Annotated in this window: 15 protein-coding genes and 1 pseudogene; 3 read left to right on the forward strand and 13 right to left on the reverse strand. The window is 71.2% G+C overall.

Translation table 11 applies throughout. From position 1 onward, the window contains the following. Positions 1-79: 79 nt before the first annotated feature. Positions 80-781, reverse strand: a complete 702-nt coding sequence (locus tag PYS65_RS07400; protein ID WP_279332995.1) for a hypothetical protein — start codon at positions 779-781, stop codon at positions 80-82. 357 nt (positions 782-1138) lie between these two features. Here PYS65_RS07400 and PYS65_RS07405 point away from each other — a divergent pair, with 357 nt between their 5' ends. Then, entirely contained in the window at positions 1139-1474 is a 336-nt protein-coding gene (locus PYS65_RS07405) for a hypothetical protein (protein ID WP_279332996.1), read from the forward strand. Between the two features lie 353 nt (positions 1475-1827). Here PYS65_RS07405 and PYS65_RS07410 read toward each other — a convergent pair whose 3' ends face one another. Both PYS65_RS07410 and PYS65_RS07415 read right to left on the reverse strand, forming a co-directional pair. Next, positions 1828-2709, reverse strand: a complete 882-nt coding sequence (locus PYS65_RS07410; RefSeq protein ID WP_279332997.1) for an RNA-guided endonuclease InsQ/TnpB family protein — start codon at positions 2707-2709, stop codon at positions 1828-1830. Between the two features lie 11 nt (positions 2710-2720). Continuing rightward, positions 2721-3113, reverse strand: a complete 393-nt coding sequence (locus tag PYS65_RS07415; RefSeq protein ID WP_279332998.1) for a helix-turn-helix domain-containing protein — start codon at positions 3111-3113, stop codon at positions 2721-2723. Between the two features lie 393 nt (positions 3114-3506). On the opposite strand from PYS65_RS07415, the pseudogene PYS65_RS07420 reads away from it, so the two are divergent. After that, positions 3507-3626 (forward strand): annotated as a pseudogene (locus PYS65_RS07420) (glycoside hydrolase family 19 protein); the annotation flags it as partial. Positions 3627-3811: 185 nt separating this feature from the next. Here the strand turns inward: PYS65_RS07420 and PYS65_RS07425 are convergent. From PYS65_RS07425 to PYS65_RS07460, 8 genes are all read right to left on the reverse strand, one after another. Then, on the reverse strand, positions 3812-4525 hold the full coding sequence (locus PYS65_RS07425; protein WP_279332999.1) for a hypothetical protein: 714 nt from the start codon (positions 4523-4525) through the stop codon (positions 3812-3814). A gap of 161 nt (positions 4526-4686) precedes the next feature. Continuing rightward, a complete protein-coding gene (locus tag PYS65_RS07430; RefSeq protein ID WP_279333000.1) occupies positions 4687-5406 on the reverse strand; it encodes a leucine-rich repeat domain-containing protein in 720 nt (239 codons plus the stop codon). Positions 5407-5583: 177 nt separating this feature from the next. Continuing rightward, entirely contained in the window at positions 5584-5742 is a 159-nt protein-coding gene (locus PYS65_RS07435; protein WP_279333001.1) for a hypothetical protein, read from the reverse strand. A gap of 208 nt (positions 5743-5950) precedes the next feature. Beyond that, positions 5951-6259 carry a hypothetical protein gene (locus tag PYS65_RS07440; RefSeq protein ID WP_279333002.1) on the reverse strand — a complete coding sequence of 103 codons (309 nt, stop codon included), beginning with the start codon at positions 6257-6259 and terminating at the stop codon, positions 5951-5953. Positions 6260-6458: 199 nt separating this feature from the next. After that, the gene (locus PYS65_RS07445) at positions 6459-6740 is read right to left on the reverse strand and encodes a hypothetical protein (protein ID WP_279333003.1); all 282 of its coding nucleotides are present in this window, start codon (positions 6738-6740) and stop codon (positions 6459-6461) included. Between the two features lie 552 nt (positions 6741-7292). Beyond that, positions 7293-8300, reverse strand: coding sequence for a homoserine dehydrogenase (locus tag PYS65_RS07450; RefSeq protein WP_279333004.1), 1008 nt, complete (start codon positions 8298-8300; stop codon positions 7293-7295). Positions 8301-8380: 80 nt separating this feature from the next. Further along, a complete protein-coding gene (locus PYS65_RS07455; protein WP_279337889.1) occupies positions 8381-9949 on the reverse strand; it encodes a carboxylesterase/lipase family protein in 1569 nt (522 codons plus the stop codon). Positions 9950-10116: 167 nt separating this feature from the next. Continuing rightward, the gene (locus tag PYS65_RS07460) at positions 10117-10524 is read right to left on the reverse strand and encodes a RidA family protein (protein ID WP_279333005.1); all 408 of its coding nucleotides are present in this window, start codon (positions 10522-10524) and stop codon (positions 10117-10119) included. A 113-nt stretch (positions 10525-10637) separates the two neighbouring features. On the opposite strand from PYS65_RS07460, the gene PYS65_RS07465 reads away from it, so the two are divergent. After that, positions 10638-11036, forward strand: coding sequence for a winged helix-turn-helix transcriptional regulator (locus PYS65_RS07465; protein WP_279333006.1), 399 nt, complete (start codon positions 10638-10640; stop codon positions 11034-11036). Here PYS65_RS07465 and PYS65_RS35130 read toward each other — a convergent pair. Both PYS65_RS35130 and PYS65_RS07475 read right to left on the reverse strand, forming a co-directional pair. After that, entirely contained in the window at positions 10973-11455 is a 483-nt protein-coding gene (locus PYS65_RS35130; protein WP_423836074.1) for a DUF6597 domain-containing transcriptional factor, read from the reverse strand. The genes PYS65_RS07465 and PYS65_RS35130 overlap by 64 nt on opposite strands. 42 nt (positions 11456-11497) lie before the next feature. Next, a complete protein-coding gene (locus tag PYS65_RS07475; protein WP_279333007.1) occupies positions 11498-12451 on the reverse strand; it encodes an AraC family transcriptional regulator in 954 nt (317 codons plus the stop codon). Between the last annotated feature and the right edge of the window lie 61 nt (positions 12452-12512).

Consider the following 12512-nt stretch of genomic DNA (forward strand, 5'->3'; position numbering starts at 1 on the left):
GAGGAGAGCTGACCAGCGCCGTGTCGGTGTCTTGAGGGGGCACACGGTGACCAGGACACGGCGAACAGCGCCGGACGGGCTACGCCGGGACAAGGACGATGGGCCATTCCGCTGCGCGTGCCCGGTACCCGTACCGGTCCCGCAGCCCCGCCACGATCGCCGGGACATGGCCGGCCCCGTAGACGATGGCCACCCGAATCGGTTCGTCACCGCGCTCCACGTGGATCTCGCCGAGCGCGTCGAGCAACCGCTGGTCGCGCCGATCGGTCATCGCGTGCTCCACAGGACCGCCGGCCATCATCTCCGCCCGCAGCGTCGACGGCAGATCCTCGACCACCAGGTCCTCATCGAGGAAGGCGCGCGGACCGCGCAGCGCGAGCACCAGGCCCATCACGGGAGTCGTGGCCACGAGCAGCAGGTACGTCCACCGCGGTAACGTCTTCAGATCCGCGATCGCCTCCGCCGCGGTCACATCCGGGTTGATGTCCGGCACGCCCTCGGGAAGCAGTAGCGCCTCGCGCTGCTTCTGCAGGCCGTTGCGCCGCCGGCGTGGGGCGAACCGGTGAGCGAGCGTGAGGGCACTCACTCCGACCGACTTCCCTCGGACCCCCTCGACGACTATGAGGTCGCGTTCCCTGAGCCTGAGGCGAACCTGGGAGCAGAACGTCGGCGAAGCCACATGCGGCATCGGGAAGATCACGAACTCGAGTGGCGTTCCCGTCCGCTTCATGGTGATCACAGCAGATCGGACGGCGTAACCGGTCACCTCGATGATCTGCATGATCCCTCCGCGGAACTCGCCCGGTTCCCCTTCCCTTCCCCGTACCAGGACATGAGGCCGCCCGGAGCTGCGGTTCCCCGGACGTGGCACACCTTCCCGAAAGCGTGAGCACTTTGACCGCCGCTGCCCTGATGCCGCTCAGATGAGCGGCATCAGGACACTTGCCTGCCGACTGTTCACGCTTTTCCGTATGGCACCCGTCCCCGCCCCACAGCGTCGGGACCGCGAAGCCCCTTCCCACAAGTACGGTGAGGACATGCCGACTTCGCGCTTCTTGACCCCACCCTCGAGAGGTCGTCCCGTCGCGCAGGTCCCCTGCCTGCGCCGGGCGGAGGCGCGAGGGGCAGGATCGGCACCATGCCCACCATGGTTGTCGAGATCCACGTACCGCTGCTGCCGACTCCGAACCTGCCGGAAGGCACCTACCCGTTTCCGTGGATCGAGGAGATCGAGGACTTCCTGTGCGACCTCGAAGAGCAAGGTGACGTAGAGGTCTTCGACGACGGGGAGGAGCACGAGGACGCCTACGTCTTCTTCGTCACCGGAGCCGGTGAAGAGGAACTGCTGGCGGCGGCGTCCCAGGTGGCCACGCTGCCCGCAGTCCCCGCGGGCACTTTCGCGGTGGTCAGTGACGACGAGGCCGAGGAGTTCGGCCTGGGGCGCCACATAGCGCTTCCGCTGCCCGCAGTCTGACACTCAGTGACGTTTTCTCAGCGGAATGACGTTCGCGGAGCGGGCCGAGCGGGGCGTCAAAGGCTGGACCGCGCCCGTAGGGGACTTCGTTGCGTTCGTGGCGGGCCCCGGAGGCACCGAATGCCGACCGGGGTCCGAGGCTTTACGCGGGCGCGCCTGCGTGATCAGCTGTGGCCTGTCATGGACAGGCAGCCTTGGGAAGGCTGCGGGGGGAAGGGAACAGCGCCCGCATGCGCAGCGCCACAGAGGAAGTGACTCGGCCGTGCCCTCGGTGCGGGGCCTAGATCCGTGAGAACAGCCGGTTCGTCACCTGGTGCGCCGCATGTGACTGGAACTTGACATCCTCCCCCTCCTCAAAGGAGGGGGATTCCGACCCGGGTGGGTCGAGGTTCACGGGCGCTCGAGCGGCCGGTGGCCGCTGTCACCCCTCCGGCACCGGCTGTGCGCCGGGGGCGGGGGATCCCGCCCTGTCCTGCCGCGACGTTGACTGCTGCGTTCTCATCCGCGTTACAGCCGAACCCGCAGGACACGCAGACGAACTCGGCTTGGCTCTTGCGCGAGTCCTTCTCGATCCAGCCGCAGGCACTGCACCGCAGAGAGGTGTAGGGGGCGGGCACGTCCTCGACCCGGCCCGGGGCCTTCTCCCCGGTCCGGCGGCGCAGCAGGCCCCAGCCCTGGGCCAGGATGCTCCGGTTCAGCCCGGCCTTCTGCCGCACCCGCCTGCCGGGCTGTGCGACGGTCCCCCTCGCCGAGCGGGTCATGGTGGTGATGTTCAGCTTCTCGAACCGGACCAGGCGGCAGGTGCGGGCGAGCATGGTCGAGGTCTTCTCGCACCAGTCCTTGCGCCTGTCCGCCTCCCGCGCCTTGATCCTGGCCACCTTCGCGTACTCCTCCCGCTTGCGGTCGCTGCCCCTGGGGGCGCGGGCCGCCCGGCGCTGGTGCTTGCGGACCCGGGCCCGCTCCCGGGTGGTGAGCTGCGGGCAGTTCAGCCTCCGCCCGTCGGACAGGGCAGCGGTGATCTTGATGCCCCGGTCGATGCCGATGACCTCCCCCGTGCCGGGCGCATCGACGGGGTCGGGGACGACGGCGAAGGCGATGTGCCACCGGCCGTTACGGAAGGTGACCCGGAAGGTCTTCGCCACCGGCAGACCGGCGCGGGTGAGCCGGAAGCGCACCCAGCCGCAGCCGGGCACCTTCACCCGCGCCCACCGCCGGTTGAGTCTCTGCACCACCACCGAGCGGCCCATCACCTGCCGGTCTTGGTGTTCAGCTTCGGGGTGCCGTCCGGATGGGACTCCGGAACCCGGTCGGTGCCGATCACCCGGAAGCCCTCATGCACATGCTTCCTGCGCCAGGTCGGCTCACCGAACCCGGAAGCGAACCGGGCGGCTTTGGCCCTGGCGAAGTCCTGCAGCGCCTGCTGCTGCACGTCCGCGTTCCCGGCCCGCAGCCAGGCGCTCTCCCGCCGGGCCTCGGTGAGCTGACGGCACTGCTCGGCGAACCCGGGCGCGGACCTGCGCCCCGGTTTCCGGTGCGCGTGCTGCTCGACGGCCAGATTCCACACGTACCGGGCGTGCGCACAGTGCAGCAGCATCCGCTGCTCCTGCGCGGCCGTGGGGTACATCCGGAACCGTGACATGCCGCCAACCTAGCCCCGCCGCCTGCCCATCTCTTCACATCCCACCAGGCTCACCCGAACGAGCGACCGACCCCACCACCCCCGCTCCCAGCCACGCACCATCACGCCCTCCCGTGACCAAGCCCGCCACCATCCTCCTTCGGGACGCCGCATCGCCCCGAAGGCGATACGGTTCCTGGCCCGCTCCTCGGGACCGGGCATGCACCCCGGCCCTGAAGGACCGGGCACCCCGCCCGGCAAGAGAGGTGGATCCGGCAAAGCCCGAGGAGGAGCAGGGACGGCTGGAGAGGGCACGGCGCGCCCTGGCTCGTCGGCACGGCGAGAAGCTGCTCGCCGAGGTGACCGCCAGCGGGATGCTGAGTCCAAGGCGGGATGCCTCCGCGCTCTTCGCCCATCAGCGGCAGCCTGGAGTGCAACGGCGGCAACCCGGCGCAGGTGCAGAGCCGGATCGACACCTACCAGCACTTCACCCGACTCCTCGGCGTCGAACCCGGCGACGACCTCAGCTGCTGAGCCCGCCCGCTCCGCCGGGCGCCGCGCGGCGAGTGAAAGCGCTCCGGTCACGGACAGGAAGGGCAGGGGCCCGCCCTCCTGCCCGTGACCGGAGAAAACAGCAAGGGCAGTCCGTGTCGACGGTCAGGCTTTCCCCTGAACATGGTGGTCGCGAAAGGGATTCGGGCACCCATGGCACGGTCTGGTCACCGGCCGTGCAGCCAGACCCGCAGCGGGCCGACCGGCTCGAAGCCATGGCGGACGGCTGCCGACAGATCGTCGCCCTGCTCGTAGCCGACCACCGGCAGGGTGGGGAACAGCCGGTTCACCGCGTCCAGTACGACCGGCCAGGCCGCGTCAGGACCGCCGTCCAGCGCGAAGACGTTGGAGATTCCGACCACGTGGTCGCTGCGGCCGGCCACCGCGCCGGCGACCACTCGGCCATCGGTGGACTGTCCGGCGAGCACGAAGGTGGCGGGGTCGTCGAGCAGTTCGGGCCGGAAGAGGTCCGCGCTGCCGTCCCCGTCGTCCCAGGCGAGAGCCCAGGCGCGCAGTGTGCCCGGGTCGCCCGCCACGGCCCAGTCGAGGTCCGGCGCGGGGGCGGGCGCACGCGCCGGGCGGTGGATCCACTGCGCCTCGAACAGCACCCGGAAGCCGGCTTCCGTCAGGTCGAGGTCGGCGAAGCTGTCCTTGACGGAGGCGCCGGGTGCGGTGGTGTCGATCCGGGCCGCCAGCGCGGCCGGATCGGCGCCCGGCACCAGCGTCACCGCGTCGGGATAGTAGAGCGGCGTACGAGACGGAGCGGCCCACGCCTGTGCCCCGAACTCTCCCGCCGAGCCGTGCGATCGGCTCATCGCCGCGCACCACTCGGCGTTGTTGCGGGCGGCGGCCCGGACCAGGAGGTGCTGCGCAGTCGTCACGAGTACGGATCATGACGGCTCAGCCCCGGTCGGTCGAACGGTTTTCCGCCCACTACGAGAAGAACCAGCGTCCTCACCCGGACGATCGACGCCACGGGCCATCTCCCGGAAAATGCTCGGAAAATGACGGCAGCTTCGCGTCGGAGTGCCGTGCCGGCGGCTCACAGCAGGACGACGCACCCGCGTTCCTCGAGGTCCGTCAGCACGCGGCGGGGGAGCGTGCAGGTGTTCCACCGAAGGTCCAGCTTCTCCAGGGCGGGCATCCGCACCACCCAGTCCGGGATCCGGACGATGTGGTTGCCGCGGAGGTCGAGTTGCCGCAGCAGGGGAAGGCCGACCAGGAACTCGGGCAGTTCGGTGAGGTCGTTCTCCCGCAGGTCCAGGTGCCGTAGTTCCTGCAGATCAGCCATCGTGGAGGGCAGAGTTCTGAGTCCGTTCCCCCGCAGCCAGAGCTCGCGCAACCTGTGGAGGTGGCCGATGCTGCCGGGCAATCCGGTCAGCCGGGCGTGCTGGGCTCGCAGCTCGATCAGTTCCGTCATCCGGCCGACGGTTTCGGGCAAGGCGGTGAGAGGGTTCTCGCCGACGTTGAGGTAGCGCAGCCGTGTCAGGTTGCCCAGTGTGTCCGGGAGTCGGGACACGTCGTTGTCGTGCAGGTAGAGGAAGCCGCTGAGTCGGGCCAGGTCGCCCAGAGCGTCGGGAAGCGACGTGAGCTTGTTGTGGCCGAGGTCCAAAGTGGTCAGACGGTCCAGTCGCCCGATCTTCGGTGAGAGGGCCGTGAGGCCGTTGTCCGCCAGGATCAGCACGCGAAGCTCGGTGCGCTGCCATACCGACTCGGGCACCTCCCCGAGCTGTCGGCGCCAGAGATCGAGAGTGGGCTGCACGGCCTCGTCCTTTCCGTCGACGGTCCGGACCGGGATTCTCCCCGAACTTGGACCGGGTGGTGGCGAGCCGGGTGGGAGCCGCGGGCGTCGACGGGGCGGGACGGGTTCGTGGACGGCCGGGGTGCGGCGTGGTCCCGGCCGCACCGGGCCGTCGGCTTCTGCTCGAACACCGGACTCTCACATGCCGCGGTCAGGGCTTTCCCGGCCGGACGCGGAAGCCGTCTCGTCCGTCGGCATGCCGTCGAGGGGGATCGGACCGGGGCGGAAGAGGCCGCTGCCCGGACCGGACGCGTCCTCACCGGCCGGATACCGGTGGAACCACTCGGCGAACGGCATTCGGTACTCGTAGTACAGCGCCGCTTCACCATCGCAGGTGAACAACTGCGTACTCGCCGATGGGTTTCTTTTGGCCTTCGGGCAGCCGAACACCCGGCTACCTTTCCGAGTCGTTCCGCGCCTCAGCGGAAGCGGGACCATTCCCGGTCTTCCCGGGCATGCGGGGCACGGATTCGATGAAGTCGCACGGAATCGACATTCTCGGAAATCATTTCGAACGATTCGCGGGCCTCACGGTCCGGCCGGAGCGTGCCCGTCGGGGCTCCTCGAGGAGCTGCGACGCCGTCATCAGGGAGAGACCGACCAGAATGAGCGGCATGTTGCCCCCGAAAGGCATCCGGCGGGTGGCCGCGAGCCCTCCGGCCAGCAGGAGCGCACCGGCACCCCACAATCCGGGACGGCTCACACCGCCCTGGAACCAGGGCAGTACGATCCGGCCGGTCACCAGCGCCACCGCCCCCGCCGCCCCGAGCACCAGCGCCATCACCGAACCGACCACCAGAAAGAACGTGGACACGGGCCCCCCTTGATCACTTCCACGATGATCATCTCAGAAGTCCGGGGCGGGGCCGTGTTGAAGGATTTGCCCTCCCTGGCCGCCCGGCCGCCCGGCCCTTTGACCTTGCCCGGCGTCCGGCTTCTCGGGAGGAGATAATGCGTGTGCCCTGGAAGGCGGTAACAGCGCCTTCCAGGGCACAGCTCAGATGCAGGACCGGCTACACGGCGGCCTTGCGGCAGGCGGTGTCGGCGATCGCCGGCGGGACCGAGGACACGTTCATCAGCAGCACGCGGCACAGCAGCTGGTCGGCGGGCAGACCGGAACCGCCGACGGTGCACGCGAGGTTGGTGTCGGTGCTGGAGTAGCCCTTCGAGGCCAGGTACGACGTGCAGTCGCTCGGCGTCGCGCTGGCGGACGGCGCGGCCACCACGAAAGCGCCGGCGGCGGCCATGGTGGCCACCGCCACGCCGGCGATGCGGGTCTTGAGGGTACGCTTCATCGGTCCTCCTGATGGACGTGAAGGCTCACCCGGATGGGATCCACCCGGAACACCATGAGATTAAGAGCGTAAAAGCCGATTTGCTGCCGGCATGCGTTTAAACGTTCCGCCCATGAGCGGCGCGTTGGCCACTGGGCCCGCTTTATGCACCTGCTCCCACTGGGACCTGTGACGCAAAGGAGGAGGGTGCCCCATGCCGGAACTTGCGGACAGATCACACATCCCCTTCTCCGCGGTTCAAAAGAGGACATGAATTGATCGGGGGCGGTCGCGCCCGCTCGCTCACATTGGCCGAAAACCCGCCGGTCTTTGCGCTGAACCGGAATCCGGTTCCCCTATTCACTGCCAGGCGCATAAAACATCCGCCCGGCGCTCATGTAAAGCATCTCCCACGAAGAATCACTCCCGGAGTATGCGCGGGGGCGCACCCGCAACCGCGCACGCCGGGGATCACACGCACCGCCTGCTCCGCCATGCCGGGTGCTCCGCGGGCGACGCGGCGGTACGACCGCCGCTTCACCTCGACAGCGCTGCCCCCTGCCGGAGCGCGGGTCAGAGGAACCCGGTTCGGGGGGCCGTGACCTCGATGGTGTCCTTCACCAGGGCGAGCGCGGCACCCAGAGGGCTCGAGCGTCCCCCGCTGACGATCACGTCGCCGGCGTCGGGGCAGCCGAACACCACGGCCTTCTCCGGTCCGACGAGCGCGTGCAGGGGGTCACCGGGCTCCGTCTCCTCCAGGCGGACGCGGACCAGGTGGGGCGTGTCCACGGAGGCGCTTGCCACGGCGCGCAGGCGGCGTGCCCGGGAGGCCGCGGCCGGCGCTGTCCGGGAGGTGCCCTCGTCCACCGGCTCCGCCCGCACCCGCACGGACGCCGGGTCCCACCCCCAGGCCAACGCTGCCAGCAGCCGCACCTTCGTGGCGGCGTCCTCACCGGACAGGTCGGACGAGGGGTCCGCTTCCGCGATTCCGCGGCGCTGAGCCTCCCGAACCGCCTCGTCCAGCGAGTCGCCCGCGGCGAGACGGTCGAGGACGAACGTGGCGGTGCCGTTCGGGCAGGCCCGGATCGTCGTGCAGCCCAGGCCCCGCAACGAGGTCCTGGACAGGTCCCCCGCCGGCAGAGCGGCTCCCGTCGCCCCGGAGATCCTGATCATGACGGCCGCCGCGCGGGCCGCTTCGTCGAGGTCCCGCCAGTGGCTGAGCAGGTGGCTCTTGGTGGCCGTGACCACATGCACCCCTCTGCGCAGGGCGATCATGGCCTCTTCCGCGGCGTGCAGGCGGAGTCGGGGGGAGGACGGGATCGCCTGGACGAACACGCCGGCAGCGGTCCGGTCGAGTGTCTCCTCCAGCGGGGCCGGCGGGCCCCACGCCGAGCGGGGCGGTACGGGTTCGCCCTCGCGGAGCCGGCACTGCCCGGAACTCGCCCGGACGGCAGCGACGTTCACCCGTACGCCGTGCCGGTGGGCAAGCTCGTCCCGCTGCCGGGCCAGGTACTCGACGTAGGCCCGGCCGACCGGACCGTATCCGGAGAGCACCACATCGGCCCGGCTCACTTCACGCATGGTTCCCTGCCCTCTTCGGTACATCGGTACATCGGTGCGTCGTGCGGGAGGTCGAGGCCCGTCCGTCGGAATCACGCACCTCAGTGTCGTCGGAGCACACCGCTGCGGCGCAGGCGGCCGATGACCGGGCGCAGTTCCGGTGCGGTGGCGGGTGACGGCTCCTCGGTGGTGTCCTCCGTGGTGTTCTCGCCGGCGTCGTCGGTGGCCGTGGTCCACAGGGCGAGTTCACGGTCGCGGGGCCCGTGTGCCGTGTACGGTGCGCCGGCGCCGAACATCCGCACCGGGTGTCCGGCGTCCCAGCGCTCCCATCCCGGCTCCCCGTCGGAGACGAAGCGCACCCAGGCGCCGTGCATCGCGTCGGACAGGGCCCGGGGTGCGCCCTCGCCCGCGAGTTTGCGCGCGTCGGGCTCGTCGCCGCTGTCGAAGACGAAACCGAGTTCCAGGGCGTGGCAGGCGCCCATGCCGGGGCGGTTGGAGGGCCAGGCGAACTCGTAGACGTACGAGGGGGCTTCGCGGCCGTCGGCCAGTCGGTGGAGGGGGATGCGCAGGAGGTGGTCGGTGACCAGCTGGCCGACGATCTCGGCGGTGCCGGCGTCCGGGCGCAGGGCGCGGTAGCCGCGCGGGACCTCGCTGCCGCAGTGGCAGCGGGCCATCGCCCCGGCCAGGGCGACCGCGCCGAGCCGGTCGACGCGTTCCAGGAGTCCGCCCGGTACCAGCCACAGCCGGTACTCGTCAGTGGTCCATCCGGTGAGCAGGTCGACGCCGGGGGCCGCGCCGCCGTCGGTGAGTGCCTCCAGGGGGTCGCGCGGGACGAGGTCGTCGTCGACGACGATGCCGAAGGCGGGCCCGCCGAGCACCGGGCTGCTGAGGCGCCCCACCTCGGCCTGGGTGCGCAGCAGCAGCTCGCGGTCGACGGCGGCGAAGGCCTCGGCGGTCGCGGGGACCTTCAGCCGGTTCGCCATGCGGCGCACCACCCGCCGCACCTTGGCCCGGTCGGACACCTCGGGCGGTCCGCTCTGCAGGATGGCCCGCCGGACCAGGCCCTGGGCCTGCGGGGCGGCGATCAGCGCGCCGGTGCTGATCGCCCCGGCGGACTGGCCGCCCAGGGTGATGCGGTCGGGGTCGCCGCCGAAGGCCGTGACCGACTCGTGGACCCAGCGCAGGGCGGCGAGCTGGTCGCGCAGGCCCGGGTTGGCGGGGGCGTCCGGGAAGAGGCCGTAGCCCTCGACGCCGAGCCGGTAGTTGACCGACACGAACACCACGCCGTCACGGGCGAAGGTCCGCCCGTCGTACACCGGTACCGCCGAGGAACCCCTGGTCAGGGCCCCGCCGTGCAGCCACACCAGCACCGGCAGCCGGGCCGTCGGGGACGGGTCGGGAGTCCAGACGTTCAGGTTGAGGCAGTCGTCGCCGGGGACGGACGGATCGGCGAGACAGCGCGCGAAGGCTTCGGAGTACGGGGGTTTCGGGGCCGTGGGGCCGAAGGCGTCGACGTCGCGTACGCCGTCCCAGGGATCCGGCGGGACGGGGGGCCGGAATCTGCGGGGGCCGAACGGCGGCGCCGCGTACGGGATGCCCCGGAACACGGCGGTCCCGTCTTCCCGTCTGCCGCGTACGGCACCGTACGGCGTCCTGACCACGGGGAGCATGGGGCTCACGCGGGTCACGGGGGGCATGGGGGCCACGGGGTGCGCCCGGTCGTCTGCCGCCATCTGCCCACCAGCCCTTCGCGGCGCCTCCAGCACCACAAAAGCACCGAGAGGCTCATCAGTATTCCTGCGCCGCCCCGGCGGCCGTCCCCTCGGCCCCGCCCACCTCAGTCCAGCACCGCGATCGCCTCCACCTCCACCAGGTGCTCCGGCACGTCCAGCGCGGCGACTCCCAGCAGTGTCCCCGGCGGGACCGGGGTGCCGCCCAGCTTCTCGGCCGCCCGCGACACACCCTCCATGAACAGGGAGAACTTGTCAGGGTTCCAGTCGACGACGTACACGGTCAGCTTCACCACGTCGTCGAAGGTGGCGCCGACGCCGGCCAGCCCGGTGGCGATGTTGAGGTAGCACTGCTCGATCTGCGCGGCGAGGTCGCCCTCCCCCACCGTGACACCGTCGGCGTCCCAGGCGACCTGCCCGGCGAGGAAGATCGTCCTGGATCCGCTCGCGACCGCCACCTGTCGGTAGGCGTCGATCTTCGGCAGTCCGGTCGGGTTCAGGAGCGTGACGGCCATGGTGCCCGCCTCCTTGGGTCATGAGCACTCGTGCTCTCTTGTGGTTACTTGGGAACCGTAAGAGAGTGGCTGCTGACATGGAAGAACGCACTTTTCAGTGACTGGGGAACCTCATGGTGACCAAGCAGTTCAGAGGCTCGCCCGAGGATGCGGATCTCACGCGCGCGGACTCGCTGGCACGGGAGATCTTCTCGGACATCGCCAACAAGTGGGCGCTGCTGATCATCGAGGCGCTCGGTGAGGGCACGTTGCGCTTCGGGGAACTGCGCAAGGAGATCGACGGCATCAGCCACAAGATGCTCACCCAGAACCTGCGCATGATGGAGCGCAACGGCCTGGTCGAGCGGCAGGTGCATCCGACGGTGCCGCCGCGGGTCGAGTACACGCTCACCGAACCGGGCGCCGCCCTGCGGGCGACGGTCGACGCCATGTGCGACTGGACGCACCGCTACCTCGGCGACATCGAGGCGTCCCGCGGTCGCTTCGGGTCCGGGCCCGCGGCTTCCGGCTGACCGGGTCGCCGTACCGGACGGCCGTGTCCGATTCCTTCAGGACCGGGGGCCGGGGCGCGCCCGCGGTGGCCGCGTGAGTGCACGATGTGATGCCATCGGGTCGGTCGTCTCCGGACATGGGCGTCTCCGTCGCCTTCCATCGACGGCTCGGGTTCGCTTTCCCCGAGGGGGCCGAGGAACAGGGGCACGCCGAGGCCGGGGCGCCGAGCGCGCAGTTCGTGCGCGGGCACGCCCAGCAGGGCGGGGGCGGTGCCGGGGTGGAAGCGGATGCCCGCCCGGGGGCGGGTCGCGTCGCCCCCGGTGCGGTGGGCGTGGGTGTCGGGGCCCGCGGCCGGCAGGCGTCCGTCGTGCCGGAGCAGGTCCAGGCAGCCGTCGGGCAGGACCCGGCCCGCTCCGCTGCCGGCGGTGTGCTGGTCCACACGACCGCGCCCGGCAGCCGTGACACACGCTCGCCGTACATGTCAGCCACGCTGCGCGGCCCGCGTCCGCCATTCCTGCGGACTGGCCCCGTACTCCCGTTTGAAGGCGGTCGACAGCGCGAAGGCGCTGCCGTAGCCGACGTGGCGGGCGATCGCGCCGATCGTGTCGTCGGTGGCGCGCAGGCGGTCCGCCGCGAGGGCGAGGCGCCAGCCGGTGAGGTACGTCATCGGGGGTTCGCCGACGCGTTCGGTGAAGCGGCGGGCCAGCGCGGCGCGCGAGACGCCGGCCTTCGCGGCGAGCGCGGCGACCGTCCAGGGGTGGGCGGGGTCGCCCTGGAGGAGGCGCAGCACCGGGCCGACGACGGGGTCGCCCTGTGCCTCGTACCAGGCGGGCGGCGCCGCCTCGGGGCGGGCGAACCAGGCCCGCAGGGCGGCGATGACCAACAGGTCGAGCAGCCGGTCGAGGACGACCTCCTGGCCTGGTTCGTCCCGCATGATCTCCGCCGTGAGCAGCGGGGTGAGCGGGGTGAGCGGGCCGTGCCGGTCGTCGGCGGTGAGGGAGAGCAGCGGTGGCAGCGCGTCGAGGAGCCGGCCGCCGATCTCGCCCCGCATCCGGTAGGTGCCGATGAGCATGACCGTCTCGCCGTCGGGCCGGCCGCCCCAGGTGCGGACGCCGAGGTCCATGACGCCGTTCAGGGGGCGTCCGTCGGGGTGGTGACACGCGCCGCCCGGCAGGATCAGCGCCTGTGGCGCGGTGCCGGGGTCGTCGGCGCAGGTGTACGGGTCGGGGCCGCACGCGATGGCCAGGTCGCCGGGGCGCAGCCGCAGCCGTTCGCCGCGGTCCGGCACGATCCAGGCGTCACCGCGGACGAGCAGCATCACGGTCAGCGGGGCACGGTCCTCGATCCGGACCGACCAGGGCGGGTCGAAGCAGGTCCTGATCATGAACGCCCCACGGGCGCGGGGGCCTTCCAGCAGGCCGGTGAGAGCGTCCATGGGGCCAGCGTAGACGCGGGGCGGGCGTGTCCCCGCGCAGCCGCTCGACGTCCCGCCCCGG

Origin of the sequence: Streptomyces cathayae (assembly GCF_029760955.1) — a bacterium.
Lineage (GTDB): Bacteria > Actinomycetota > Actinomycetes > Streptomycetales > Streptomycetaceae > Streptomyces > Streptomyces cathayae.